General features: G+C 70.4%; 27 protein-coding genes. 21 read left to right on the top strand and 6 right to left on the bottom strand.

Annotation, left to right across the window (positions count from 1 at the left end; genetic code table 11):
• Positions 1 to 2: 2 nt before the first annotated feature.
• Positions 3 to 155 carry an RNA polymerase sigma factor gene (locus Aph01nite_RS36510; RefSeq protein WP_239162252.1) on the bottom strand — a complete coding sequence of 51 codons (153 nt, stop codon included), beginning with the start codon at positions 153 to 155 and terminating at the stop codon, positions 3 to 5.
• Positions 156 to 369: 214 nt separating this feature from the next.
• Here Aph01nite_RS36510 and Aph01nite_RS36505 point away from each other — a divergent pair, with 214 nt between their 5' ends.
• The 7 genes from Aph01nite_RS36505 to Aph01nite_RS36475 all read left to right on the top strand — a co-directional run bounded on the left by Aph01nite_RS36505 (position 370) and on the right by Aph01nite_RS36475 (position 7,659).
• Positions 370 to 1,905 carry a trypsin-like peptidase domain-containing protein gene (locus Aph01nite_RS36505; RefSeq protein ID WP_204045639.1) on the top strand — a complete coding sequence of 512 codons (1,536 nt, stop codon included), beginning with the start codon at positions 370 to 372 and terminating at the stop codon, positions 1,903 to 1,905.
• A 117-nt stretch (positions 1,906 to 2,022) separates the two neighbouring features.
• Positions 2,023 to 2,553, top strand: coding sequence for a hypothetical protein (locus Aph01nite_RS36500; RefSeq protein ID WP_204045638.1), 531 nt, complete (start codon positions 2,023 to 2,025; stop codon positions 2,551 to 2,553).
• Positions 2,550 to 3,584 carry a peptidoglycan-binding protein gene (locus Aph01nite_RS36495; RefSeq protein WP_204045637.1) on the top strand — a complete coding sequence of 345 codons (1,035 nt, stop codon included), beginning with the start codon at positions 2,550 to 2,552 and terminating at the stop codon, positions 3,582 to 3,584. The genes Aph01nite_RS36500 and Aph01nite_RS36495 overlap by 4 nt, the downstream gene beginning before the upstream one ends.
• A gap of 218 nt (positions 3,585 to 3,802) precedes the next feature.
• On the top strand, positions 3,803 to 4,540 hold the full coding sequence (locus Aph01nite_RS36490; protein ID WP_373872368.1) for an ABC transporter ATP-binding protein: 738 nt from the start codon (positions 3,803 to 3,805) through the stop codon (positions 4,538 to 4,540).
• Positions 4,533 to 5,723 (top strand): ABC transporter permease, encoded by a 1,191-nt coding sequence (locus tag Aph01nite_RS36485; RefSeq protein WP_204045636.1) that lies wholly within the window; start codon positions 4,533 to 4,535, stop codon positions 5,721 to 5,723. The genes Aph01nite_RS36490 and Aph01nite_RS36485 overlap by 8 nt, the downstream gene beginning before the upstream one ends.
• Before the next feature lie 44 nt (positions 5,724 to 5,767).
• Complete coding sequence (locus Aph01nite_RS36480) at positions 5,768 to 6,421, top strand: response regulator transcription factor (protein WP_204045635.1); 654 nt, start codon at positions 5,768 to 5,770, stop codon at positions 6,419 to 6,421.
• Positions 6,418 to 7,659: a sensor histidine kinase gene (locus Aph01nite_RS36475; protein WP_204045634.1), complete on the top strand. Its 1,242-nt coding sequence runs from the start codon at positions 6,418 to 6,420 to the stop codon at positions 7,657 to 7,659. Before Aph01nite_RS36480 ends, Aph01nite_RS36475 begins: the two co-directional genes overlap by 4 nt.
• A 367-nt stretch (positions 7,660 to 8,026) precedes the next feature.
• On the opposite strand, the gene Aph01nite_RS36470 is transcribed toward Aph01nite_RS36475, so the two are convergent.
• From Aph01nite_RS36470 to Aph01nite_RS36460, 3 genes are all read right to left on the bottom strand, one after another.
• Entirely contained in the window at positions 8,027 to 8,752 is a 726-nt protein-coding gene (locus Aph01nite_RS36470; RefSeq protein WP_204045633.1) for a helix-turn-helix transcriptional regulator, read from the bottom strand.
• 329 nt (positions 8,753 to 9,081) lie between these two features.
• Positions 9,082 to 9,537 carry a helix-turn-helix transcriptional regulator gene (locus tag Aph01nite_RS36465; RefSeq protein WP_204045632.1) on the bottom strand — a complete coding sequence of 152 codons (456 nt, stop codon included), beginning with the start codon at positions 9,535 to 9,537 and terminating at the stop codon, positions 9,082 to 9,084.
• Between the two features lie 47 nt (positions 9,538 to 9,584).
• Positions 9,585 to 10,589: a PHP domain-containing protein gene (locus Aph01nite_RS36460; RefSeq protein ID WP_204045631.1), complete on the bottom strand. Its 1,005-nt coding sequence runs from the start codon at positions 10,587 to 10,589 to the stop codon at positions 9,585 to 9,587.
• A 272-nt stretch (positions 10,590 to 10,861) separates the two neighbouring features.
• Here Aph01nite_RS36460 and Aph01nite_RS36455 point away from each other — a divergent pair, with 272 nt between their 5' ends.
• The 5 genes from Aph01nite_RS36455 to Aph01nite_RS36435 all read left to right on the top strand — a co-directional run bounded on the left by Aph01nite_RS36455 (position 10,862) and on the right by Aph01nite_RS36435 (position 14,028).
• Positions 10,862 to 11,257 (top strand): hypothetical protein, encoded by a 396-nt coding sequence (locus Aph01nite_RS36455; protein ID WP_239162251.1) that lies wholly within the window; start codon positions 10,862 to 10,864, stop codon positions 11,255 to 11,257.
• Positions 11,258 to 11,264: 7 nt separating this feature from the next.
• Positions 11,265 to 12,425, top strand: a complete 1,161-nt coding sequence (locus Aph01nite_RS36450) for a glutathionylspermidine synthase family protein (RefSeq protein ID WP_204045630.1) — start codon at positions 11,265 to 11,267, stop codon at positions 12,423 to 12,425.
• Between the two features lie 20 nt (positions 12,426 to 12,445).
• Positions 12,446 to 12,892 carry a DUF350 domain-containing protein gene (locus Aph01nite_RS36445; protein ID WP_204045629.1) on the top strand — a complete coding sequence of 149 codons (447 nt, stop codon included), beginning with the start codon at positions 12,446 to 12,448 and terminating at the stop codon, positions 12,890 to 12,892.
• A gap of 110 nt (positions 12,893 to 13,002) precedes the next feature.
• Entirely contained in the window at positions 13,003 to 13,575 is a 573-nt protein-coding gene (locus Aph01nite_RS36440; protein ID WP_204045628.1) for an ATP-dependent Clp protease proteolytic subunit, read from the top strand.
• Between the two features lie 60 nt (positions 13,576 to 13,635).
• Positions 13,636 to 14,028 (top strand): VOC family protein, encoded by a 393-nt coding sequence (locus tag Aph01nite_RS36435; protein WP_204045627.1) that lies wholly within the window; start codon positions 13,636 to 13,638, stop codon positions 14,026 to 14,028.
• A 9-nt stretch (positions 14,029 to 14,037) separates the two neighbouring features.
• Here the strand turns inward: Aph01nite_RS36435 and Aph01nite_RS36430 are convergent, their stop codons facing one another.
• Positions 14,038 to 14,715, bottom strand: a complete 678-nt coding sequence (locus Aph01nite_RS36430; protein ID WP_204045626.1) for a helix-turn-helix transcriptional regulator — start codon at positions 14,713 to 14,715, stop codon at positions 14,038 to 14,040.
• A gap of 113 nt (positions 14,716 to 14,828) precedes the next feature.
• On the opposite strand from Aph01nite_RS36430, the gene Aph01nite_RS36425 reads away from it, so the two are divergent.
• The 7 genes from Aph01nite_RS36425 to Aph01nite_RS36395 all read left to right on the top strand — a co-directional run bounded on the left by Aph01nite_RS36425 (position 14,829) and on the right by Aph01nite_RS36395 (position 21,625).
• Positions 14,829 to 15,929, top strand: a complete 1,101-nt coding sequence (locus Aph01nite_RS36425) for a PucR family transcriptional regulator (RefSeq protein WP_204045640.1) — start codon at positions 14,829 to 14,831, stop codon at positions 15,927 to 15,929.
• Positions 15,930 to 16,046: 117 nt separating this feature from the next.
• Positions 16,047 to 16,949, top strand: coding sequence for an ACP S-malonyltransferase (locus Aph01nite_RS36420; RefSeq protein ID WP_204045625.1), 903 nt, complete (start codon positions 16,047 to 16,049; stop codon positions 16,947 to 16,949).
• Entirely contained in the window at positions 16,946 to 17,902 is a 957-nt protein-coding gene (locus Aph01nite_RS36415; protein WP_204045624.1) for a beta-ketoacyl-ACP synthase III, read from the top strand. The genes Aph01nite_RS36420 and Aph01nite_RS36415 overlap by 4 nt, the downstream gene beginning before the upstream one ends.
• A gap of 61 nt (positions 17,903 to 17,963) precedes the next feature.
• Positions 17,964 to 18,203 carry an acyl carrier protein gene (locus Aph01nite_RS36410; RefSeq protein WP_204045623.1) on the top strand — a complete coding sequence of 80 codons (240 nt, stop codon included), beginning with the start codon at positions 17,964 to 17,966 and terminating at the stop codon, positions 18,201 to 18,203.
• Between the two features lie 68 nt (positions 18,204 to 18,271).
• Complete coding sequence (gene fabF, locus Aph01nite_RS36405) at positions 18,272 to 19,504, top strand: beta-ketoacyl-ACP synthase II (RefSeq protein WP_204045622.1); 1,233 nt, start codon at positions 18,272 to 18,274, stop codon at positions 19,502 to 19,504.
• Positions 19,505 to 19,515: 11 nt separating this feature from the next.
• On the top strand, positions 19,516 to 20,934 hold the full coding sequence (locus Aph01nite_RS36400) for an acyl-CoA carboxylase subunit beta (protein WP_204045621.1): 1,419 nt from the start codon (positions 19,516 to 19,518) through the stop codon (positions 20,932 to 20,934).
• A 205-nt stretch (positions 20,935 to 21,139) separates the two neighbouring features.
• Complete coding sequence (locus tag Aph01nite_RS36395) at positions 21,140 to 21,625, top strand: hypothetical protein (protein WP_204045620.1); 486 nt, start codon at positions 21,140 to 21,142, stop codon at positions 21,623 to 21,625.
• A 127-nt stretch (positions 21,626 to 21,752) separates the two neighbouring features.
• On the opposite strand, the gene Aph01nite_RS36390 is transcribed toward Aph01nite_RS36395, so the two are convergent.
• Positions 21,753 to 22,229: a DUF3145 domain-containing protein gene (locus tag Aph01nite_RS36390; protein ID WP_275419344.1), complete on the bottom strand. Its 477-nt coding sequence runs from the start codon at positions 22,227 to 22,229 to the stop codon at positions 21,753 to 21,755.
• Positions 22,230 to 22,840: 611 nt separating this feature from the next.
• Here Aph01nite_RS36390 and Aph01nite_RS36385 point away from each other — a divergent pair.
• Positions 22,841 to 23,365 carry an RNA polymerase sigma factor gene (locus tag Aph01nite_RS36385; protein ID WP_204045618.1) on the top strand — a complete coding sequence of 175 codons (525 nt, stop codon included), beginning with the start codon at positions 22,841 to 22,843 and terminating at the stop codon, positions 23,363 to 23,365.
• Positions 23,362 to 23,931 carry a hypothetical protein gene (locus tag Aph01nite_RS36380; RefSeq protein ID WP_204045617.1) on the top strand — a complete coding sequence of 190 codons (570 nt, stop codon included), beginning with the start codon at positions 23,362 to 23,364 and terminating at the stop codon, positions 23,929 to 23,931. Before Aph01nite_RS36385 ends, Aph01nite_RS36380 begins: the two co-directional genes overlap by 4 nt.
• Positions 23,932 to 24,183 lie beyond the last annotated feature (252 nt).

Genomic DNA, 24,183 nt, shown 5'->3' with positions numbered 1-24,183 from the left:
TCTCAGAAGGCGACGAGGAAGGTCTCGGCGGCGAGATCCTCGGCGACCGCGAGGTCCAACCGCCGCCCGATATATCGGCGTATTTCGAGGTAGTACGCGTCGAAGACGGTGCCGAAACGCTGCGGATCGGCCACCGTGACGGCTTCGCGGATCATGCAAGGTCTCCCTTGCCGGAAGGACAGGTCACCCCTACTTGCCCGCACCGCGGGCACCCTTCCCGGTCAAAGGAAACGCGATGCCGGGCCGATCACCCCGATAAGTGGCGATGTGAGCGGCCAGACCGGAGACGCGGGCGATCCCACGGCTCGGCCGAACGCGGCAAGTCAGTCACAAGTGATAAACAAGGACACACGGTCACCATGAGTGCCTGTGAACCTCAGGAACATCATCGTCGCGACGGCGGCGGTCCTCGCGGTGGCGGCTCCCGCGTACGCGGATGACGACATCCCTGTCGGCACCGTCCTGGCCGCGAAGGCGCACCCCGCCGTCCAGCTCACCAGCCTCACCTACACCGGGCAGGTCGTGGTGCCCACGCCCGAGATCAACCAGGGCCCGTTCAACCAGCTCGTGCGGCGCACCACCGACGCGGTGCTCAACGGCAGGATCGCCGACGACGAGCAGAGCATCGCCAAGTACCTGTTCCAGCAGATGGGCGCCGACGTCGACACCTACATCCGGCCGGCGACGCCGAACCGGGTGGTGGACGCCGAGATCGGCGGCATGTGCACCGGCTGGTGGGTGACCCCGGACGGCTACATGGTCACCGGCGCGCACTGCGTCGAGATGAGCGACCAGGCCCTCGCCGACACCTTCTCGCAGCAGGCGCTGACCAAGTTCGCGGAGGAGGACGCGCAGACCGTCCTCAAGGACCTCCAGAGCTTCGAGGCGGACGAGGAGCTGGTGAAGCTGGCGCAGCAGCTGTACATCACCTTCAACAGCAGCCATCTGCAGATCGAGAACCTGCGCAAGAGCATCGCCGTGCTCCAGGCGCTGCCGGGCGGCGGCGTGGACAAGACCGCCAAACCGGTTCCGGCCGAGCTGGTGTCGGTCGGCGAGAGCTACCCGGGCAAGGACTTCGCGCTGCTCAAGGTGAACGGCCAGGAGAACCTGCCGACACTGCCGCTCGGCGACGACTCCGACGTACGGACCGGGACGACCCTGTACATCAGCGGCTTCCCCGGCCTGGTGACCAACACCCCGTTCTTCAGCCTGGAGTCCAAGCTGGAGCCGGCGCTCACCGAGGGGCCGTACAACGCGAAGCGGACGACGCAGGAGGGCGTGCCGTACATCCAGACGCAGGCGCCGTCGTACCACGGCAACTCGGGCGGGCCGGTGTTCAGCCGGGAGGGCAAGGTCATCGGCATGCTGATCGCCGGCACGGTCAGCGAGGGCGGTGAGGCGTCGGAGAACGAGAGCTTCGTGCTGCCGGTCAGCATCGTCAAGGAGAAACTCAACGAGAAGAACATCAAGCCGACGGCGTCGCTCACGACCACCGAGTACGACGCCGCGCTGGACTCGTTCTTCAAGCGCCACTACGAGGAGGCGCTGCCGAAGTTCCGCGAGGTGCAGGCGCTGCATCCGAACCACCCGTATGTGGCCAGGTACATCTCGGAGTCCCAGCAGGCCATCTCCTCCGGCAAGGACGAGTCGCCGCGGCCCATGACGTTCTGGGTGCTGGTCGGCGGGGGCGTGCTGCTCGCCGTCGTGGCCGGCCTGGTCCTGCTCATGGTGCTGCTCAAGCGCCGCAAGCGGCCGCAGGCTCCCGTTCCGTACGTGCCGTACCAGCCGGTCAGCGACGTGACCCAGTACGTGCGGCAGCCGCCGCAGCAGGCGCAGGTGGCGGAGCTGGAGCGGGAGTTGGCCGAGTTGCGCCGCCAGCTCGGGCACCGGCCGCCGGGGTCCTGATCTGTGGGAAAGGCCTGCCGTACTTCCTCGCGGCAGGCCTTTCCGTTTCTCCCGTAAGAAACGCATAAACAAATTCGCTTAAGGCATGTTTAACGGGGTCCTTCTATACCTTTGCCCATGGCAGAAAAAGGACTCAGAATAGCCGCGCTCATCGCGATCCCGCTCTTCCTGGCCGCCTGCGGGAACCAGGCGCCCGAGACCGGGGTCGCCTCCGCGGTGGGCACGTCCGCCGCCGCGACGGCCACGCCCTCCCCCACGAGCAGCGGCGATCCGCTCAAGTTCGCCCAGTGCATGCGGGAGAACGGCGTCGACATGCCGGACCCGGAGCCGGGCGGCAACCAGGTGATGATCCGCCAGAAAAAGGGCCAGGAGGGCGTCACCGAAAAGGCGCTCAAGGCCTGCGAGAAGTACCGGCCGGTCATCGACGCCAGCAAAATCGACGACAGCGAACTGCAGGACGCGATGCTGAAATTCGCGCAGTGCATGCGCGACAACGGCGTCGACATGCCCGACCCCCAGGTCGACGGCGGCCGGGTACGGATCGGCGGCCCCGGCATGGACCCGGAGTCGCCCACCACCCAGAAGGCCATGGAGGCCTGCCGTGACGCCATGCCGAACGGCGGCAAGATGTTCGGCGGCGGCAAATGAGACGTGGCGGCCTGCTCGCCGGAGCCGTCGCCGTCCTCGCGCTGGCGGGCGGCGGGGTGGCGGCCTTCTCGCTCTCCGGCGAGGCCGGGACGCCGTCGGAATCGCCCAGCGCGCCACCGGTCGCCACCGCCGAGATCACGCGCTCCGACCTGGTGGACAGCAAGACGGTGGACGGCACGCTCGGCTACGCCGGCCGCCGCGTACTGCCCAACCAGGCCCGCGGCACCGTGACCAGGACCAGGGCGGAGGGCTCGCTGGTCCGGCGCGGCGGCTGGCTGTACTCCGTGGACGGCCGCCCGGTCTCCCTCATGTACGGATCCATCCCCATGTACCGAACCCTCGCGCAGGGCTCCGAGGGCAAGGACGTCGAGCAGCTCGAACGCAACCTGGAGACGCTCGGCTACGAGACGGGGACGGTCGACGAGTACTTCTCGTGGGTGACCGCGCGGGCCGTACGGGACTGGCAGGAGGACCGCAACCTGGCCGAGACCGGCACGGTGGACGCCGCCCAGGTCATCGTGGTCTCGGGCGCGGTCAGGATCGCCGAGGTCACCGCGGAGAAGGGCGACCAGGCCGGGCAGTCCGTGGTGACCACGACCAGCACCAAGCGGGTGGTCCACATCGACCTGGCCGCCTCCGACCAGCAGCTGGCCCGGCTCGGCGCCAAGGTCACCCTGGAGACCCCCGCCGGGGGCACGGCCAGCGGCACCATCACCGCGATCGGCACGGTGGCCGAACCGCCCGCGCAGGACGGCGGCGAGTCCACCATCGACGTGGAGGTCACCGCCGAGGGCAGGCTCGGCCGCCTCGACCAGGCCCCCGTCACCGTCGACCTGCAGAGCGAACGCCGCGAGAACGTGCTCTCGGTCCCCGTCGAAGCCCTGCTCGCCCTCCGCGAAGGCGGGTACGGCGTGCAGGTCGCCGGCCAGGGCGTCGTGGCCGTCGAGACCGGGCTGTTCGCCTCCGGCCAGGTCGAGATCACCGGCGAGGGCCTCACGGAGGGCATGCGCGTCGAGGTCCCGGCGACATGACCGGCGACACGGGCCAGACCTCCGGCACAACGAACACCACGCGTGCCACAGGTGCCATGGGCGCTGCGGGCACTACTGACGTTCCGGGCGCTACGGGTGCTAAGGACGTTCCGGGTGCTGCGGGCGCTGCGAGCACTGCGGACGTTACGGGCACTACAGGCACTGCGGGCGTTCCGAGTGCTGCGGGCGCTGCGGGCACTGCGGGCGTCCCCTCCTCGTTGTGGTTGCCGCACGCCACGGCCCGCCAGAACCAGGAGCCGGTCATCGAGCTGATCGCGGCGACGAAGACCTACCCGGGCGGTGTGCAGGCGTTGCGCGGCGTCGATCTGCGGGTCGACGCCGGGGAACTGGTGGCGATCGTGGGCCCCTCGGGGTCGGGGAAGTCCACCATGCTGCACCTCGTCGGCACACTCGACCGGCCGTCCTCCGGCACGGTCCGGATCGCCGGATACGACGTGGCCGAACTGTCGGACCGCGAACTGTCGGCCCTGCGGTCCCGGCACATCGGGTTCGTGTTCCAGTCGTTCCACCTGGCCGACGGGTTCGCGGCGCTCGACAACGTGGCCGACGGCCTGCTGTACAGCGGGGTGCCGCGCCGGGAGCGCAGGGAGCGGGCGGCGGAGGCGCTGAAGCGGGTCGGGCTCGGGCACCGGCTCGGCCACCGGCCGGCGCAGCTGTCGGGCGGCGAGCGGCAACGGGTGGCAGTGGCCCGCGCGGTCGTCGGCGAGCCTTCGCTGCTGCTGGCCGACGAGCCCACCGGCAACCTGGACTCGGCCTCCGGCGCGGACGTGCTGGCGATCCTGCGCGAGCTCAACGCGGCCGGGACCACCGTCGCGATCATCACCCACGACAACGACGTGGCCGCCGCCGCGCCGCGCCGGATCCGCCTGCGCGACGGGCGGATCGTGGAGAGCTTCGAGAGCTCCGAGAGCGAGGCGGTGGTCGCGCATGGCTGACCGGCTCAGACCCGGGCGGCTGGCCTGGGGAGACCAGATCCGGGTGGGCGCCTCCGGGCTGCGCGCCCGCCCGGCCCGGGTGATCCTCTCGGCGCTCGGGATCGCCATCGGCATCGCCACCATGGTGGCGGTGGTCGGCATCTCCTCCTCCAGCAAGGCACGTCTCCTGGCCGAACTCGACGAGCTCGGCACCAACCTGCTGCGGGTGACCCCCGGCCGGACCCTGTTCGGCGACTCGGCCAACCTGCCGGCCGAGTCCCTGGCCATGATCCGCCGGATCGGCCCGGTCCTGACGGCCGGTTCGACCGGCGACACCGGCGAGCCGGTGTTCCGCAGCGACCGCATCCCGGCCACCCAGACCGGCGGCCTCGCCGTCCGCGCCGCCTCCCTGGACCTGCTCGACTCCCTCCAGACCGGCGTACGGCACGGCGCCTGGCTCAACGAGGCGACGGCCGCCCAGCGCGCCGTGGTCCTCGGCTCGGTCGCCGCGCAGCGGCTGGGCCTGCGGACCGGCCACCAGGTGTGGATCAAGGGCCAGTGGTGGACGGTCACCGGCGTCCTGGACTCCTCCCCACTGGCGCCGGAGATCGACCGCTCGGCCCTGATCGGGTATCCGGCCGCGGACGCGTACCTCCAGTACGAGGGCTATCCGACCACGATCTACACCCGCTCCGCGGAGTCGGCCGTCGCCGACGTACGGGAGGTGCTGCCGCGCACCGCCAACCCGGAGCATCCGGAGGAGGTCGAGGTGAGCAGGCCGTCCGACGCGCTCGCGGCGCGGGCGGCGGCCGACGGCGCGTTCACCAACCTGCTGCTCGGCATCGGCGCGGTGGCTCTGCTGGTCGGCGGCGTCGGCGTGGCCAACACGATGGTCATCTCGGTGCTGGAGCGGCGCAGGGAGATCGGCCTGCGCCGGTCGCTCGGCGCCACCAAGGGCCAGGTGCGCGGCCAGTTCCTGACCGAGTCGCTGCTGCTGTCCGGCCTCGGCGGCATGGCGGGGGCGTTACTCGGCGCGCTCGTCACCGTCGGGTACGCGGCCTGGCGCGACCTGCCCGCCGTGGTGCCCCCGTGGGCGCTGGGCGGCGGTCTGGGTGCGACGCTGCTGGTCGGCACCGTGGCCGGGATCTATCCGGCGATGCGGGCGGCCAGGATGTCCCCGACTTTGGCCCTCAGCACCGCATGAGGTGCTTAGCCCCCGTTTAACTGGCTGACGGGAGTATGTGCCTCATGCGGGTGCTGATTGCCGAGGACGAGAAGGTCCTGGCCGACGTGGTCGCCGCTGGGCTGCGCCGGGAGACCATGGCGGTGGACGTCGTCTACGACGGGGACGCCGCGCTCGAACGCGCGACCACCCACGCGTACGACGTGATCGTGCTGGACCGGGATCTGCCGTCGATGCACGGCGACGAGGTGTGCCGGCGCCTCGTCGCCGGCCGGGTCGCCGCGCGGATCATCATGCTGACGGCCTCCGGCGACCTGCGCTCCAAGGTCGAAGGGCTCACCCTGGGCGCGGACGACTACCTGCCGAAGCCCTTCGACTTCCCGGAGCTGGTGGCCCGGCTGCGGGCCCTGGCCCGGCGTACGCCGCTGGCCGTGCCGCCGGTGCTGGCCCGCGCCGGGGTCACCCTCGACCCGGCCAGGCGCGAGGTCTTCCGGGACGGCAGGTACGTCGCGCTCAGCCCGAAGGAGTTCGCCGTGCTGGAGGTGCTGCTGCGGGCCGACGGCAACGTGGTCAGCGCCGAGGACCTGCTGGAGAAGGCGTGGGACGAGAACATCAGCTACTTCACCAACTCGGTCCGGGTGACGGTCATGACCCTGCGCAAGAAGCTGGGCGCGCCGGCCGTCATCGAGACGGTGACCGGCGCGGGGTACCGGCTGTGACCGGCCGGAGGCTGCCGGTCCGCTGGCGGCTCACCATCGTGTACGGCAGCATCTTCTTCCTCACCACCGCCGTCCTGATGATCATCAGCAACCTGCTGGTGAACCAGATCCTCACCCAGCGGTTCACCATCAAGTTCCCCCCGACGCCCGGCCCGCTCGGCGACCCCGGCGGCGCGGCGCCTCCGTTCGCCAACCGCATCTACTACATCCAGACCGCGGTCAAGGGCGAGGTGAGCCGCTACGTGGACCTGGTGACCAGCTCCCTGATCCAGTGGTCGATCCTGGCCACGGTCCTGATCGGGCTGGCCGGCCTGGCCGTCGGCTGGGTGGTCGCGGGCCGCGCACTGGCCCCCCTGCTCACCATGACCGAGACGGCCCGCCGCCTGTCCGACAGCACGCTGCACCAGCGCATCTCGATGGACGGCCCGCGCGACGAGATCAAGGACCTGGCCGACACCTTCGACTCCATGCTGGAACGCCTCGACCACGCCTTCGACACCCAGCGACGGTTCGTCGCCAACGCCTCGCACGAGCTGAAGACACCGCTGGCCATCAACCGCGCCCTGCTCCAGGTCGGCTTCGCCGATCCGGTCGTGCCGCGGGCGCTGCGCCCGATCAGGGACGAACTGCTGGCCGCCAACACCCGGCAGGAGCAGCTCATCGAGGGCCTGCTCACGCTGGCGCAGAGCGAACGCGAGCTCACCACCCGCCAGCCGGTGGACCTGCGCGACCTGGCCCATCCCGCGCTGCTCGCCCATCGCCTTCCCCGTCCGCCGGACTGGCGGCCCGCTCCCTGCGCGGGGGACGCCGTGCTGCTGGAACGCATGATCGCGAACCTGGTGGACAACGCCGTGAAGTACAACGACGACCGCGGCGAGGTGACCGTGCGGACCGGCTCGGACGCCGCCACCTGCTTCGTCACGGTGGCCAACACCGGCCGCCAGATCGCCGCCGCGCAGATCCCCGCCCTCTTCGAACCCTTCCGCCGCCTGGACGCCGACCGCACAGGTTCCGCCAGCGGCGCCGGCCTTGGCCTGTCCATCGTCCGCGCCGTAGCCCGCGCACACAGCGGCACCGTCACCGCAGAGCCACTAGATCACGGCGGCCTCCAGGTAACCGTCCACCTTCCCCTGTCCCGCCCAACGACCACCGCCGCAGCCCAACGCCCCACACCCAATCCCGCACTCGGTCCCCCACCCCCTCCCAAGCCCGACGCCGCCCTCACCCCCACGCCCTAGCCCCACGCCCGGTCCCGCGCACAATCTGCCCAGTCCTGCACACGATCCCGCGCCACGCCTACGCCCAATCCGTGACCAATCCTGCGCTCAGTCCCGCACCCAGTCCTACGCCCGACGCCGCCCTCAGCCCCACGCCCTAGCCACGCGCACAATCTGCCCAGTCCTGCACACGATCCCGCGCCACGCCTACGCCCAGTCCGTGTCCGATCCTGCGCTCGGTCCTGCGCCCAGTCCCGCATCCGATCTTTTGCGCGATCCTTCTCAGTCCCACGCCCAATCCCACGCGTGATCCCTTGCTCAGTCCCACGCTCAATGCCGCCCGCGATCCTGGGCCCAGTCCCAGGCCCCTCCCATGCCCGTCCTGTGCTCAGTCGAGCGCCGGATAGAGGGTGATCATGTCGGGTACGTGGGAGGCGAAGTCGGCCATCCGGCGTGCCGGGACGCGTTCGGCGGTGACCTCGGCCGCGCGGATGCGGTCCAGCCGGAAGACTCGGACGTCGTCGCGTAATCGGCACCAGCCCACCAGGTACCAGACCCCGCCGCGCCCGCCGACGAACACGCCCGGCTCCACCGCACGGGTGCTGACCGCGCCGCGGGCGTCCCCGTACTCCAGCTCCAGCACCACCCCGGCCAGCAGCGCGCCCTCGATGACCCGCGCGATCGGCCCAGCCGTGCGCGACCCGGCCTCCTCCGGATCGGAGGTGCTCGACAGCAACTGCACGCGGGTGGCCAGCTCGCGAGCGCGGTCGCCGTCCGCGGCCGGCATCGCCGCCATCAGCTTGCGCATCGCGCTTCTGGCCTGGTCAGCGAAGGGCTGGTCGCCGGAGCGGTTGAGCGCGATGGCGATGGCCACCGCCTCCTCCGGGCTGAAATTGAGCGGCGGCAGCGACATCGACCGGTCGAGCACGTAACCGCCCCGGCGCCCGCGTTCGGCGTAGATCGGCACCTGGGCCTCCTGCAGCGCCAGGATGTCGCGCTCGATAGTGCGCGCGGTCACGGCGAACCGCTCCCCCAGCTCGCGCGCGGATCGGGGACGCGGCGAGACAGCGCGGAGCAGCTCGACGATCGCGTAGAGCCGGTCGGTACGGTTCACACGCCGAACTTTAGAAAACACGACCGACATTTCCCGGAGCCACCAGGGCGGCCACCGCGAACCCCAGTGAACCGGTGACGCGGGACCAGGTAACCCGGGGAGCGCCTCGCATCCGGTATCACGGCGAGCCCGTTCGGCTCGGCAGGACCACCGCCAGCTCTTCCATCCCGGCCTTGAAACAGTGACGCGGGTCCCGATAACCCGGAGACCCGGTATCGCGGTCGAGCCCGTTCGGCTCGGCAGGACCACCGCCAGCTCTTGCATCCTGGTCTTGAAACGGTGACGCGGGTCCCGATAACCCGGAGACCCCGTATCGCGGTCGAGCCTGGTCAGCTCGGCAAGGCCGCCGCCAGTTCTTCCATCCTGGCCTTGGACGGCTCCGGATACCGCTCGTCCGTCAGGCTCGCGGCGGTGATGCGATCCAGCCGGAAAACCCGTACGTCCTCCCGCAACCGGCACCAGGCCACCAGATACCAGAACCCGCCCCGCCCACCCAGGAAGATGCTGGGCTCCACCTCGCGCGTGGTCGGCCCGGCCTTGCCGTCGTAGTCGATCCGGAGCACGCGCCTCCCGGTCAGCGCCCGGTCGATGGCCCGCTTGATCTCCTCGGACGGGTCGATGGTGTACCCCCCGGGATCCAGCCGGATGGGCACGCCCTCGTCCTGCAGCCGGGCGATGTCGCGGATGATCGTGCGTTTGCTGACACCGAGCCGGGTGGCCAGGTCCCTGGCCGGGACGGTGCCGCCCGTGCGTAACTCCTCTACCAGCGCAGCTCGACGATCCATGACCCCGAAACTACGCCGGGTGACCGACAAAACCGTCCGCAACACACCTAACCCGGCGGCCACATCCCCGTATTCACGATGCGTTCCGGCTCGATTCCGCAGAGTGCGGCACGCTCGCAGCCGTACCGCTGCCAGTCCAGCTGGCCGGGCGCGTGCGCGTCGGAGTCGATCGTGAAGACACACCCCATCTCGTACGCGAGGCGCAGCAGCCGCTTCGGCGGATCCAGCCGATCCGGACGGGAGTTGATCTCCACGGCGACGCCGAACTGCCGGCACGCCTCGAAGACCAGCTCGGCGTCGAACCGGGACTCCGGCCGCAGCCCGCCGCGTTTGCCGCCGGCCTTGACGATCCTGCCCGTGCAGTGGCCGAGCACGTCCACATGCGGGTTGGCGATGGCGGTGACCATCCGCCGGGTCATGTCGTCGGCCTCCATCTTGAGCTGCGAGTGCACGCTGGCGACGACCACGTCCACCCGCTCCAGCAGCTCGGCCTCCTGGTCCAGCGAGCCGTCCGCCAGGATGTCCACCTCGATCCCGGACAGCAGCCGGAACGGCGCCAGCTTCCCGCGCAGCTCGTCGATCAGGTCGAGCTGGCGGCGCAGCCGGTCTGCGGACAGGCCGTTGGCCACGGTGAGGCGGGGCGAGTGGTCGGTGACCGCCAGGTACTCGTGGCCCAGGGCCATCGCGGCGGCGGCCATCTCCTCGATCGGGGAGCCGCCGTCGGACCAGTCGGAGTGGCTGTGCAGGTCGCCCTTGAGCGCCTGCCGCAGCGTCGCCGCCGTCTCGTCCAGGTCGGCGCCCGCGGTGGCCTCCAGGCGGCGCAGGTAGGTCGGCACGTCCCCGGCCAGGGCCTCGGCCACCGCCAGCGCGGTCACCTTGCCGACCCCTTTGAGGCCGGTCAGGCCGTCCTCCCGGACCAGCCGCTGGAGCTCCCCCTCCGGGAGCGCGGCGATGGTCGACGCGGCCCCGCGGAAAGCCCGGACACGATACGTCGGCTCGCCCGCGCGCTCCAGCAGGAACGCGATTCTTTTCAACGCCTCGACCGGATCCATGTGACGGACGTTACCCGCGTAACAAACCGACGTACCGCAATGGACCGTTCCGTAACGGTACGCATGGGAACCCCAACTAGATCTGTACCGTTTCACAGCGCGACGGTAGTCTGTGCCGACCTCGAGGAACATGGAGCCGTATGGCCGAGACCGGGGACGGAAGTCCCACCCCGCCTCCCTATGTCCCGCCGCCGTCCCCGGGAATGCCGCCCGGCATGCAACCGGGAATGCCGGGGATGCCACCCGGGCCGCCTCCGGGAGCCCCGCCCGGCATGACGGGCCCGCTCATGCCGCCGTTCTCCCCGCCGCCTCCGCCGAAGAAGAGGTTCCGTTCCACCGCCGTCAAGCTGGGCGCCATCGGCGTGCTCTCCACCCTGGTGGTCGGCTTCTGCGCCGCCACGAACAGCTACGACGAGGTGGACGCCGACTGCGTCGACACGGCCAACCCGCTCCCCGACGGCTCGTTCGCGCTCGTGGACGACGACTTCTGCGACGACGACTACCGCGGCTCGCACGGCGCGTACGGCTGGTACTACGGCGGCGTCCTGGTGGGCCGGCACGTACGCGGCGGCACCACGCTCCGCCCGGCCGACGCGCAGATCACCAGCCGCAGCGGCAAGGTGGTCCAGCGCGGGGGCTTCGGCTCGCACGGCAGCAGCGGGAGCTGACCGCTCGATGAGACGGGAGACCTCGGCGCCTCGCCAGAACTGGGCGGCCACGGTCGAGTCGCAGGGCCTCGCCTACCACCGGTCGGCCCATCCCCAGGGCTTGAGCAGGCCGTACTGGGACGAGAGCGTGCACTACGTGTTCGGCATGGACGAGGTGCTCGGCCTGGAGGAGCAGGTCGAGGAGCTGCACCGGATGTGCCTGGCCGCGGTCGACTACGTGATCACCGGCAACCGGTACGCCGAGTTCGCCATCCCGCCGGAGTGGCGCGAGGCGGTCGCGGAGTCCTGGCGGCGGCGCGATCCGCACGTGTTCGGCCGTTTCGACCTGCGCTACGACGGCGCCGGGCCGGCCAAGCTGCTGGAGTACAACGCGGACACTCCCACGAGCCTGCTGGAGAGCTCGGTGGTGCAGTGGTACTGGCTGCAGGACGTGTTCCCCGACGACGACCAGTGGAACTCCATCCACGAACGGCTCATCGACCGGTGGAAGGCGATCGGCCCGACCTTCCCCACCGGGCCGACCCATTTCGCCTGGACGAACACGGACCAGTCGGGCGAGGAGGCGATGACCCTCGGCTATCTGCAGGAGACCGCGCAGCAGGCCGGGCTGACCACGATCGCGATCGCCATGGAGGACATCGGCTGGGACGCCATCAACCGCCGCTTCGTGGACGTGGAGTTCCGGGTCATCCGCTCCCTCTGCAAGCTCTACCCGTGGGAGTGGATCGCCGGCGAGCCGTTCGGCGGGCACGCGCTGCGGCTCCAGCCGTCCATGAACTGGGTCGAACCGCTCTGGAAGATGCTGCTGTCCAACAAGGCGCTGCTGGCGATCCTCTGGGAGATGTACCCGGGACATCCCAACCTGCTGCCCGCCTACCTGGACTCGCCGCGCGACATCGCCCGCTACATCCAGAAGCCGCTGCTCGGCCGGGAGGGCGCGTCGATGCGGGTGGTCTCCCCCGAACACGCCGTGCAGACCTCGGGCGGGTACGGCGCCGAGGGTTTCGTCTACCAGGAGTTCCAGGCGCTGCCCGACTTCGGCGGACAGCGGCCGGTCCTCGGCGCTTGGGTCGTCGAGGACGAGGCCGCCGGGCTCGGCATCCGCGAGACCTCCGGCCTGATCACCGATGACACCTCCTCCTTCGTCCCCCACCGAATCAGCGGCTAACACAACGGAGCACCCCCCACATGGAAACGCAATCCACCACCTTCGGCGAGGTCCTCGGCAACGGCGCGCTGGCCATCACCGCGTACGCGATCCTCGGCGTGCTGCTGCTCGTCGCCGGGTTCTACGTGATCGACATGGCCACGCCCGGCCGGCTGAGCAAGATCATCCGAGAGGAGCGCAACCCGAACGCCACCGCGCTGACCTCCTCCGCGATGGCCGCCATCGCGCTCATCGTGGCCGCGTCGATCTTCTCCTCCGGCGGCACGCTGACCGAGGGCCTGATCGCGACGCTGGTCTTCGGCCTGATCGGCATCGCGGTGCAGACGGTCGGAATGATCGTCTTCGACCTGATCGCGGGCATCTCGGTCCGGGCGCTGGCCCAGGAGGCGACCCTGCAGCCCGCCACCGTGCTGCTGTCGGTCACCCACGTCGCGATCGGCCTGATCACCGCGGTCGCCGTGATCTGACCGGGCGGAATATGCCCACGGTGAAATGCGCCCCCGGCGAAACCCGCTCCCTTTCCCAGCGCCCGCGATTAACGTCGATCGGGAAACGGAATTCACGATGGGAGCGGGTTATGGCCGGAATGGAATCCCCCGACGGCGAGCACATCGGCCGGCGGCTGCTGCGCGAACGCATAATCGTGCTCGGCCAGGAGGTGGACGATGAGATCGCCAACCGGATCTGCTCGGAACTGCTGCTGCTGACGGCCGACGACCCGGCCCGGGACATTCAGCTCTTCATCAATTCGCCGGGCGGGTCGGTATTCGCCGGAATGGCCATCTACGACGTCATGCAATACGTCCCCAACGACATCGTGACGGTGGCCATGGGAATGGCCGGCTCCATGGGCCAGTTCCTGCTCACCGCCGGCACGGCCGGCAAACGATACGCCCTCCCGCACGCGCGCATCATCATGCACCAGCCGCACGGCGGCATCGGCGGCACGGCGGCGGACATCGCCATCCAGGCCGAGCAGATGCGCTACACCAAGAAACTCCTGGCCGAACGGACGGCCTTCCACACCGGCCAGCCGCTGGAGCGGATCGAGGCCGACGCCGACCGGGACCGCTGGTTCACCGCCGAGGAGGCCAGGGAGTACGGCTTCATCGACCACGTGGTGGCCAGCACCGCGCACGTGCCCTCCTGAACCGCCCGCTGTCCGATTCCTTCAAGACGGGCGGCGGGGAGGGGCCGTAACGTGCCGGACATGGCTCCAACATTCAACGTCATCGGAATAGCCGTCGCCGACATGGCCCGCGCGCTGGCCTTCTACCGGCGGCTCGGCCTCAGCGTCCCCGCCGAGGCCGACAACGAACCGCACGTCGAGGTGACACTCCCCGGCGGCTTGCGCCTGTGCTGGGACACCGTGGACACCATCCGGTCCTTCGACCCGGAGTGGACGCCGGCGACCGGCGGGCCGCGCATGAGCCTGGCCTTCGCCTGCGCCGGCCCGGCCGAGGTGGACCAGGTGTACGCGCAGCTCGTGGACGCCGGATACGCCGGGCATCTCAAGCCGTGGGACGCGTTCTGGGGGCAGCGCTACGCGGTCGTGCACGACCCCGACGGAAACGCCGTGGACCTGTACGCGCCGCTCGCCTAGCCCGCCTGGTCAGCCGACCAGGTCGCCGAGCGGGACTCCGGCCAGGCTGCGCACCTCCCTGGACAGGTGCGCCTGGTCGGCGTACCCGGCGGTGGCCGCCACGTCGGCGAACGGGTGTCCGCTTCTGGCCAGGGCGAGGGCGCGGTTCATGCGCAGGATGCGGGCCAGCGTCTTCGGTCCGTACCCGAACGCGGTCAGGCTGAGGCGGTGCAGCCGCCGTTCGCCGAGCCCGAGCGCGGCGGCGGTGGCGGTCACGCCGGAGCCGCGGCCGAGCAGGACGGCGGCCTCGCGGACTAGGGGGTCGACGCCGTCCAGCCGTTCGCCCGCCAGCTGTTCGAGGCAGGCGGGGGGTGACTCGGCGCGCCGTACCCGATCGGTGAGGCGGCGGACGTCGGCGGCCGGCCAGAGGTCGGCGAGCGGCACCCGCAGGCCGCGCAGTTCGGCGGCGGGCACGCCGAGCATCGCCGGAGCGGTGCCGGGGGCCAGCCGCAGGCCCGTGAAGGCCGTGCCCGCCGGGACCCGCGTCACGTACGCCTCGGCGTCGGGACCGGCCACCACCAGGGCGCCGCCGGTCCAGAGCAGGTCCATGCAGCCGTCCGGGAGGACCCGGCGCTCGGCGTCCTCCGACACGCCGGAGGTGTGCCAGAGCACGGCCCCCGGGACCAGCGACGGACGTTCCCGATACACCGCTCCAGGTTCTCACCCCGGCCCGGAGGCGGCACCATCGCATGTGACCTGGCACGCTTGTATCCGTGAATGACAGGGTCCGCGAGGACACAGCGCGGCGGCTGGACCGGGCGATGGGCAGCCTCGGCACGGCCGCGATGGCGCGCATGGAGGAGCAACTCGCCTGGTATCGAGCCCTGTCGGCCGAGGACAGATCCTGGGTCGGCCTGGTGGCCCAGGCGGGCATCGCCGCGTTCGTGGAGTGGTTCGGCCACGCCGGCGAGGGCCGGCCCACGCCCAGCATCGAGTTCTTCGGGACCGCGCCGCGCGAGCTCAAGCGCAGCGTCTCGCTCCAGCAGACCGTCGACCTGGTACGCATCGTGGTGGAAGTGGTCGAGGCCGAGGCCGACGAGCTGGCCGCCCCCGGCGGCGAGGAGCAGCTGCGCAACGCGATGCTCCGCTACACCAGGGACGTGGCCTTCGCCGCCGCCCAGGTGTACGCCCGCGAGGCCGAGGCCCGCGGCTCCTGGGACGCCCGGCTGGAGGCCCTGATCGTGGACGCGCTGGTCCGCGGCGAGGTGGACGACGGCCTGCACTCCTGGGCCGCCGCCCTCGGCTGGACCTCCGCCCCGGTCGTCGTCTTCGCCGGGTACGCCCCGGACGAGGACCCGCAGAGCGTCATCGACGCCCTGCGCGACAAGGGCCGCCGAGTCGGCCACGACCTGCTCGCCGGGGTCCAGGGCGAGCGCCTGATCGTCATCGTGGGCGGCGCGGACAGCATCAAGGACGCCGCCAGGAGCGTGGTCCCCCGGTTCGCCGCCGGCCCCATCGTGATCGGCCCCGAGGTCTCCGACCTGCACGCGGCCGCCCGCTCCGCGCGCGCCGCCATCGCCGGCCTGCGCGCCGCCGCCGGCTGGCCGGACGCCCCCCGCCCGGTCCTGGCCGAGGACCTGCTGGCCGAGCGCGCCCTGGACGGCGACGAGGACGCCCGCGCCCAGCTGATCGAGAACGTCTTCAAACCGCTGGCCGGCACGCCGCTGCTCGACACCCTGGCGACCTACCTGGAGCAGGGCACCTCGCTGGAGGCCACCGCCCGCCTGCTGTTCGTGCACCCCAACACGGTCCGGTACCGGCTCCGCAAGATCACTGAATTGACCGGCTACCAGCCGACCGAAGGCAGGTCCGCATTCACCCTGCAGGTTGGCCTGATATTGGGTCGCCTGACCGTAACCTAGCCGACTCTGAGAAACGTCTGAGAAACCTTAACTGTAGGAACCAAACAAAATCGCATCCCCCAAGTTCGTGCAGATCCCTATCAGTGTGGCGAACTTCTACAGGGCAGGGTTGAGAATGTGCTCGTCATCGTCGCGCCGGGACAAGGCGCCCAAACCCCAGGCTTTCTGAGTCCGTGGCTGGAGATCCCCGGCTTCCGCGACCGCGTCACGGCGTGGTCGGAGATCGTCGGTCTCGATCTGGCCGGGTTCGGCACCACGGCGACCGCGGACGAGATCCGGGATACCGCGGTGGCCCAGCCGCTGCTGGTGGCCGCCTCGCTCGCCGCGTACGAGACGCTCGGCGCCACCCCTGATCTCGTGGCCGGGCACAGCGTGGGCGAGTTCGCCGCCGCCACCATGGCGGGCGTGCTCACCGCCGACCAGTCGCTGGCCCTGATCCGGGAGCGCGCGCGGGCCATGGCCGAGGCCGCCGCCGCCACCGCGACCGGGATGACCGCCGTGCTCGGCGGCGTGGACGTGCTCGAATCGCTCGAGAAGCACGGTCTCACCCCGGCCAACATGAACGGCGCGGGCCAGATCGTGGCCGGCGGCACGCTGGAGCAGCTGGCGGCCTTCAAGGCCGAACCGCCGCAGCGCGCCCGGCTGATCCCGCTCTCGGTGGCCGGCGCCTTCCACACCGGGCACATGGCTCCCGCCGTGGAGCGGCTGCGCGCGGCCGCCGCCGGGGTGAGCCCGGCCGACCCGGTCGTGAAGCTGCTCTCCAACGCCGACGGCGCGCTGGTGGAATCCGGCGCCGACCTGCTGGAGCGCCTCGTCGCCCAGGTCAGCCGCCCGGTCCGCTGGGACCTCTGCATGGAGACGATGGCGGCGCAGGGCGTCACCACGATGATCGAACTGCTGCCCGGCGGCACGCTGACGGGGCTGGCCAAGCGCGGCCTGACCGGCGTGAAGACCGTGGCGCTGAAGACCCCCGACGACCTGGAGACCGCGCGAGCCGCCGCCAAGGAGGCACTGCAGTGAAGCTTCCCCAGGGCGCGCCGGGCGCGAAGGTCCTGGCGTTCGGGCACTACCAGCCTGCCAACGTGGTCACCAACGACGACCTGGCCGAGCTGATCGACACCAACGACGAGTGGATCCAGAGCCGGGTCGGGATCAAGGAGCGCCGCTTCGCCGGGCCCGAGGAGTCCGAGATCGACCTGGCCGTGCAGGCCGGCGGCAAGGCGCTGGCCGCCAGCGGCCTGGCCGCCGCCGACATCGACCTGGTGATCGTGGCCACCTGCACGCTGGAGGCCCAGATCCCGAACGCCGCCGGGCGGGTCGCGCACCGGCTCGGCATCGACGCGCCGGGCGCCTACGACGTCAACGCGGCCTGCGCCGGGTTCTGCTACGCGCTGGCCGCGGCCAGCGACGCGATCCGGGCGGGATCGGCAAGGAACGTCCTGGTCGTCGGCACCGAGAAGCTCACCCAGTGGGTGGACATCCAGGACCGGGCCACCTCGGTGATCTTCGCCGACGGCGCGGGAGCGGCCGTGGTCGTGCCGTCCGGGACGCCGGGCATCGGCCCCGTGGTCTGGGGCAGCGCGGGCGACAAGGCCGACGCCATCATGATCAAGGACAGGAACTCGGCGCTGAACCAGGAAGGCCAGACCGTGTTCCGCTGGGCCACCACGGCCCTTCACCCGATCGCCAAACTGGCGTGCGAACGTGCGGGCGTGGACCCCGCAGAGCTCGCCGCCTTCGTGCCGCACCAGGCCAACCTGCGCATCATCGAGTCGATCGCCCGCAGGATCGGGGCCGGCAACGCGGTCGTCGCCAAGGACATCGTGCTGGCCGGCAACACCTCGGCCGCGTCCATCCCGCTGGCGCTGTCCCGCATGATCGAGCGCGGCGAGGTCCCCTCCGGGGGTCTGGCCCTGCTGCTCGGCTTCGGCGCGGGCCTGACCTACGCCTCGCAGGTCATCGAGATTCCCTGAGACTTGTACGGCTCAGGCCGTACAGAACCAAGAAAAACCACCCTGAAGGAGATACAGCGACATGGCAGTGACCGAGCAGGAGATCCTCGCGGGCCTCGGCAAGATCATCAACGAGATCACCGGCATCCCGGCCTCGGACGTGACCCCGGAGAAGAGCTTCGTGGACGACCTCGACATCGACTCGCTCTCCATGGTCGAGATCGCGGTGGCGGCCCAGGACGAGTTCGGCGCGGAGATCCCCGACGACCAGCTCAAGCACCTGAAGACCGTCAAGGACGTCATCAACTTCATCCAGGCCTGAGAGCCTGACCCCTCCGGGGGCCGCGAGGCTCCAACCTGATCGGCGCGAGCAATGAGGAGTGCAGACAAGTGAGTACAGACCGGGTACGTGTCGTTGTCACCGGGCTCGGCGCGACGACGCCCCTCGGTGGAGACGTCGCCTCGACCTGGTCGGCGCTCCTCGACGGGCGGTCGGGCGTGCGGCCTCTCACCGAGGACTGGGTCGACTCCGTCCCGGTGAAGTTCGCCGGCCGGGTCGCCGTCGAACCGGGCGAGGTCATCCCCAGGCCGGAGGCCAGGCGGCTGGACCGGGCCGAGCAGTTCGCGCTGATCGCCTCGCGTCAGGCCTGGCAGGACGCGGGCGCGCCCGAGGTCGAACCGACCAGGCTGGGCGTCGTCGTCGGCAGCGGGATCGGCGGCATCACCACGATCCTCGACGCGTACGACACGTTCAAGGAGAAGGGCTGGACCCGCCTGTCGCCCTTCACCGTGCCCATGCTCATGCCCAACGGCGCGGCCGGCTGGATCGGCATCGACATCGGCGCCAAGGGCGGCGTGCACGCCACCGTCAGCGCCTGCGCCACCGGCGCCGAAGCCATCGGGTACGGCATCGACATGATCAGGTCGGGCCGGGTGGACGTGGTCGTGGCGGGCGGCGCGGAAGCGGCCGTGCACCCGCTCAACATCGGCTCGTTCGCCGCGATGCGCGCCATGTCGACCCGCAACGACGAGCCGCAGCGCGCGTCCCGGCCGTTCGACAAGGGCCGGGACGGGTTCGTGCTCGGCGAGGGCGCCGGCATCGTGGTGCTGGAGTCCGAGGAGCACGCCAGGGCGCGCGGCGCGAAGGTCTACGCGGTGGCCGCGGGGGTCGGGTACTCCTCCGACGCCCATCACATCGCGCAGCCGGAGCCGAGCGGCTTGGGCGTGCAGCTGGCGATGCGCCGGGTGCTCGCCGACGCCGGGCTCTCCGGGGCCGACATCAAGCACGTCAACGCGCACGCCACCTCCACCCCGGCGGGCGACGTGGTCGAGACCATCGCGATCAAGGAGGCCATCGGGGCGCACCCGATCGTCACCGCGACCAAGTCGATGACCGGCCACCTGCTCGGCGGCGCGGGCGGCATCGAGTCCATCTTCACCATCCTCGCACTCAACGAGCGGATCGTCCCGGCCACCATCAACGTGGACGACCTGGACGACGGCATCGAGGTGGACATCGCGCGGACCGAGCCGCGCAAGCTTCCCGACGGCCAGATCGCCGCGGTCAACAACTCCTTCGGATTCGGCGGTCACAACGTCGCCGTCGCCTTCACCACGGTCTGAGAGGCACGCAGATGACGGTTGTCGACAACAGGGTGGTGAGCCCCTCCTCCGACCAGGAGGCGGCCGATCCCCGCGACCCGCGGGTCCGGCTGGGCCACCTGCTCGACGAGGGCTCGGTCCGGCCGATCTCTCCTGAGGACAAGAGCGGCGTGGTCGCCGTGACCGGCCGCATCGAGGGCGTGCCCGTGGTCGCCTTCTGCAGCGACGCCCGGGTGCAGGGCGGCGCGATGGGCAGCGAGGGCTGCGAGCACATCGTGCACGCCTACGACGTGGCCGTCCGCGAGCGGGTGCCGGTCATCGGGATCTGGCACTCGGGCGGCGCCCGGCTGGCCGAGGGCGTGGAGTCGCTGCACGCCGTCGGCCGGGTGTTCGCCGCGATGACCAAGGCGTCCGGGGTCGTGCCGCAGATCTCCGTCGTGGTGGGCGCCGCCGCCGGCGGCGCCGCGTACGGTCCGGCGCTGACCGACATCGTGATCCTGGCCGACCAGGGCCGCATCTTCGTCACCGGCCCCGACGTGGTGCGCAGCGTGACCGGTGAGCAGATCGACATGGCCGCGCTCGGCGGTCCCGAGCCGCACAGCAAGCGCAGCGGCGTCGTGCACGTGGTCGCCAAGACCGAGGCCGACGCGCTGCTGCGGGCGCGCGAGCTGGCCAGCCTGCTCGGCCACCAGGGCCGGGTGCGCGCGGTGGAGGAGGTCGACTTCTCCGCCCTGCTGCCCGACAACGCGCGCCGCGCCTACGACGTGCACCCGCTGGTCAACGGCCTGCTGGACGACCCCGGCGTGGAGCTGCACCCCAAGTGGGCGCCGAACATCGTCACCACGCTGGGCCGCCTCGGCGGGCGCACGGTGGGCGTGATCGCCAACAACCCGATGCGCCTCGGCGGCTGCCTCGACTCGGCCTCCGCCGAAAAAGCCGCCCGTTTTGTACGGATGTGCGATGCCTTCGGGGTGCCGCTGGTCGTCCTCGTGGACGTACCCGGGTATCTGCCGGGGGTCGGGCAGGAGCATGACGGCGTCGTCCGCCGGGGGGCGAAGCTGCTGCACGCGTTCGCGGAGGCGTCGGTGCCGCGGGTCACGCTGGTGACGCGCAAGGCGTACGGCGGGGCTTACATCGCGATGAACTCGCGGTCGCTGGGTGCGACGCGGGTGTTCGCGTGGCCGACCGCCGTCGTGGCGGTGATGGGCGCGGTCGCGGCCGTACGGATCCTCAAGCGGCGTGAGCTGGCCGCCGCGCCGGAGGAGGAGCGGGCCGAGCTGGAGATCCGTCTGGCGGAGGAGCACGAGAAGATCGCCGGGGGACTGTCCCGGGCTGTCGATCTCGGGGTCGTGGATGAGGTCATCGAGCCGGGTGAGACCCGGGGGGCCATCGCCAAGGTGCTCGCGCAGGCCACGCCGGCTCGTGGGGCGCATGGGAACATCCCGCTGTAATCCGCTGAATTTCACGAAAAAGGGCGTCCGCGTGTCGGGCGCCCTTTCGTTTTGCCGGGTTTCGCGTGCTTCTGCCCGGGTTTCGCCTGCTTCCGGAGTCCCGTGGCGCGCCGTAAATCGACCCGAAATATGCATATATTGTTGGATATTTGGTGTATCGGTCGTCGTTGAGTTCTTTGCAACTCGCTTGATCAAAGATGTGGACATGACGAATCATGTCCTGAGATCTGGGCTGGTGGTATCGGCTTTCGTCCTCGCCGGGCTGCTCAGTGCGGGGTGCGCGGCCGGATCGACCGTTCTGGGCGCCCAGCCGGCCTGCGCGCGCGCTATGAAACCCTCCGCTGCCGCCACGCCGGCGGTCGACAGCGACGAGTGGACCACCGATCAGCTCGGCCGGGAGGTCAGAGAAGGGGACGTGGTCGAGGCCCGGTTCACCGCGCCCGGGCAGAAGGACGTCTACCGGCTGGTGGTGGGGTCGACTCCGCTGGCCGTACGGAACTGGGCCGGCGAGAACATCAGAATCAGGTGGGCCGAGGTGGGGGACGGCGTCGAAGGGGACCAGGACTTCGCCACGTATGACGATCTTGGAGAGGGTTTCGAGGTCCAGCTCGAATCGGGTTGCCACTGGTTCGAGATCACCCGTACCGACGACACGACCGGCTCTTACTCGTTCGGCGTGGAGAAGCGGTAACCGATCCAGGGAGCGGTTCTTCGCCACGGGCTGGCTTGGGCAGGGTCCGGGGCGGTTTTGCAAGGGTTTCTCACACCCTCGACCCGAGTACGCGGCCGAGGGTGCGCTTCAGACGGCGTCGGATGGATCAGACGGCGGCGTGGAGCCAGCGGACGGGGGCGCCTTCGCCGGCGTAGCGGAAGGACTCGAGTTCCTCGTCCCACTGCTTGCCGAGGAGACGGTCAAGCTCGTTCTCGAGGACGACGCGGCCCTGGGCGGCCATCAGCATGACGTTGCGGAGCCGGTCCTCGGGCACCTGGATGTCACCGTTGGCTCCGATCACAGCCGTGTACGCCCCCAGGGTGGGGGTGTACGCATGTCGGGAGCCGTCCACGCCCGGGGAGGCGTCCTCGGTGATCTCGAAGCGGATACGCTGCCATCCCATGAGCGATGAAGTGATCGCCGCCGCCGTACCCGCGCGACCCTCCCATTCCGCCTGGGCGCGCAAAGCGCCGGGCGCGGCGGGCTGAGGGGTCCACGTCAGGTCGACGGGAACGCCAAGAACGCCTGCGACAGCCCACTCAATGTGCGGGCACAGCGCAGGCTGAGCCGAGTGGACGTACAGCACGCCACGAGCAGCAGCCACCGGACCTCCCGTTTCGTACGAGGTGCGCCTTCCCCAACGGCCTCATACTGGAATGATCACAAGTGACTCTAGGAGAGACTACCGTCCGTTGCCGCGAGGCACCAGACCAGGGTCATACCCAATCGTGCTTGACAACTCTGTGGATTGAGCAAACCACGAGGAGTAAACATACTCCCATCCCCAACAAACAGAAAACCCCCAGCTCACGCACACCCTCCCGCCAATTTCCCGCCCACCCAGGCACCAAACACCCCAATTCCACCCGCACAGAACACCCATCCATGTCCGCCAAAAACCGGACAACCACCCTCCCTTCCCAAACGCCCCCAACCCATCCCCCCAACTAAAATCCACAACCTCCGTCAACCCCCAAGATCGCCCTTCCCGTCGCGTCTGTCGATTCATGAACTCGATCAGAATCCAGGCACTCGCGAGGTCCTCATGGATCATGCCTGGGCCAGGTCTATCCGGTTGATTCGTGGGCGGAGCTGGGCAATTCGACGATCGGAGGATCGTGGTCGCGACCGCTGGGTAGAGTGCTCACGCAACGCTTATCCGTCAGCGCGCACAGTAGCCCGGAAAGTCGTGCCATGCCTCAAGAGACGTCTTTGCCCGCTCTCGACGAGACCGCTTGGAAGCACCTGGTCTCCCGGTTCGACGGCCGGATGTGGGCGGTCGCGCGAGCCTGCGGCCTGAGCCCCACCGACGCGGCCGACGCCGTCCAAGGAGCCTGGCTCCGCCTGGTCGAAAGCTACGACCGCATCCGCGATCCGGACAAGATCGGCGCCTGGCTGATCACCACCACCCGGCGCGAAGCCTTCCGCCTCTCCCGCAAAGCCCGCGCGGAACACCCGGTCGACCACCCCGACTTCGGCGACTCCGCCGCCCCCGACCCCTCCGCCGCCGTCGTCGACGCCGAGTACGGCCGCCACGTCTGGGCCCGAGCCGCCACCCTCGACGAACCCTGCCGCACCCTCCTCCGCCTCTTCGCCCTCAACCCCGACGCCCGCTACGCCCAGATCGCCACCCGCATGAACATGCCCCTAGGCAGCGTCGGCGCCACCCGCACCCGCTGCGAACGCCGCCTCCGCGCCCTCCTGGAGGAATCCCCATGACCCCCACCCCGGAGGACCAAGCCCAGACGCCCACCCCGGACGACGAAGTCCACAGCGGCAACCGACATGACGAGCCCACCCCGGAAGGCGCGACCCACAGTTCCGAGGCCGACGTGCCCGAAGGTTTGTCCACATACGTGCTGGCTTCTATGCGTCTGGCCGCTGGGGCCGACCCGGTGCCCGGCCGGGTCACGGCTGATGCCGTAGCAGCCTTCGCCCTCCGGCTTCCGGGATCGGTCATCGCCGCTCCGACCGACGTCGCCGCCGCCTCCGGCGCCCGTTCCGGGAGCGAGCCTCAGCGCCACCGCTTCACCACCGGCACCCTGACCATCGACATCGAACTCACCCTCACCGGGGGCCGCCTCGAAGTCGCCGGCCACCTCACCCCCGCACCCAGCCCCGACACCTGGATCGAAATCCGCACCCCCCACATCAGCAAGATCCGCGTCCCCTCCCCCGACGGCCAGTTCGCCGCCACGGGCCTCCCCCCAGGCTGGCTCAGTCTCGTCTACCACCACCCCGAGAACCCACCCGTCGCCACCCGCTGGCTCCGAGCCCGCGCCTGACCCCGAGACCTCGCCGCTAGGCGCGACTCCCACGAGAGCCCCCGAATTGACCCAACAGAACCCCCATCCACCTCACCGAGACGAAGAGGCGACGGGGCAAGACCTCGCCAAGGGCATTCACGACGACAACTGGGGATTGCCTCCAAGCCCGGCGAACCGACCTGTTGCGGATACCAGCGTGCAATCCCTGGGTCAGGCACAGCTGTTCGAAGGCGGGAGCACTGAGCGCGGTCGAGACCTCGGCCAGACACG

The sequence above is a fragment of the Acrocarpospora phusangensis genome (assembly GCF_016862995.1).
GTDB classification, from domain to species: Bacteria; Actinomycetota; Actinomycetes; order Streptosporangiales; family Streptosporangiaceae; genus Acrocarpospora; species Acrocarpospora phusangensis.
This window is presented reverse-complemented; position numbering and strand designations above follow the sequence as displayed.

What these genes read in the sequence shown, in the direction of transcription:
- Aph01nite_RS36510 (WP_239162252.1), bottom strand. Translation starts at nt 155, where the DNA reads ATGATCCGCGAAGCCGTCACGGTGGCCGATCCGCAGCGTTTCGGCACC.
- Aph01nite_RS36500 (WP_204045638.1), top strand. Translation starts at nt 2,023, where the DNA reads ATGGCAGAAAAAGGACTCAGAATAGCCGCGCTCATCGCGATCCCGCTC.
- Aph01nite_RS36495 (WP_204045637.1), top strand. Translation starts at nt 2,550, where the DNA reads ATGAGACGTGGCGGCCTGCTCGCCGGAGCCGTCGCCGTCCTCGCGCTG.
- Aph01nite_RS36485 (WP_204045636.1), top strand. Translation starts at nt 4,533, where the DNA reads ATGGCTGACCGGCTCAGACCCGGGCGGCTGGCCTGGGGAGACCAGATC.
- Aph01nite_RS36480 (WP_204045635.1), top strand. Translation starts at nt 5,768, where the DNA reads ATGCGGGTGCTGATTGCCGAGGACGAGAAGGTCCTGGCCGACGTGGTC.
- Aph01nite_RS36465 (WP_204045632.1), bottom strand. Translation starts at nt 9,537, where the DNA reads ATGGATCGTCGAGCTGCGCTGGTAGAGGAGTTACGCACGGGCGGCACC.
- Aph01nite_RS36460 (WP_204045631.1), bottom strand. Translation starts at nt 10,589, where the DNA reads ATGGATCCGGTCGAGGCGTTGAAAAGAATCGCGTTCCTGCTGGAGCGC.
- Aph01nite_RS36455 (WP_239162251.1), top strand. Translation starts at nt 10,862, where the DNA reads ATGACGGGCCCGCTCATGCCGCCGTTCTCCCCGCCGCCTCCGCCGAAG.
- Aph01nite_RS36450 (WP_204045630.1), top strand. Translation starts at nt 11,265, where the DNA reads ATGAGACGGGAGACCTCGGCGCCTCGCCAGAACTGGGCGGCCACGGTC.
- Aph01nite_RS36445 (WP_204045629.1), top strand. Translation starts at nt 12,446, where the DNA reads ATGGAAACGCAATCCACCACCTTCGGCGAGGTCCTCGGCAACGGCGCG.
- Aph01nite_RS36440 (WP_204045628.1), top strand. Translation starts at nt 13,003, where the DNA reads ATGGCCGGAATGGAATCCCCCGACGGCGAGCACATCGGCCGGCGGCTG.
- Aph01nite_RS36435 (WP_204045627.1), top strand. Translation starts at nt 13,636, where the DNA reads ATGGCTCCAACATTCAACGTCATCGGAATAGCCGTCGCCGACATGGCC.
- Aph01nite_RS36425 (WP_204045640.1), top strand. Translation starts at nt 14,829, where the DNA reads ATGGGCAGCCTCGGCACGGCCGCGATGGCGCGCATGGAGGAGCAACTC.
- Aph01nite_RS36410 (WP_204045623.1), top strand. Translation starts at nt 17,964, where the DNA reads ATGGCAGTGACCGAGCAGGAGATCCTCGCGGGCCTCGGCAAGATCATC.
- Aph01nite_RS36400 (WP_204045621.1), top strand. Translation starts at nt 19,516, where the DNA reads ATGACGGTTGTCGACAACAGGGTGGTGAGCCCCTCCTCCGACCAGGAG.
- Aph01nite_RS36395 (WP_204045620.1), top strand. Translation starts at nt 21,140, where the DNA reads ATGACGAATCATGTCCTGAGATCTGGGCTGGTGGTATCGGCTTTCGTC.
- Aph01nite_RS36385 (WP_204045618.1), top strand. Translation starts at nt 22,841, where the DNA reads ATGCCTCAAGAGACGTCTTTGCCCGCTCTCGACGAGACCGCTTGGAAG.
- Aph01nite_RS36380 (WP_204045617.1), top strand. Translation starts at nt 23,362, where the DNA reads ATGACCCCCACCCCGGAGGACCAAGCCCAGACGCCCACCCCGGACGAC.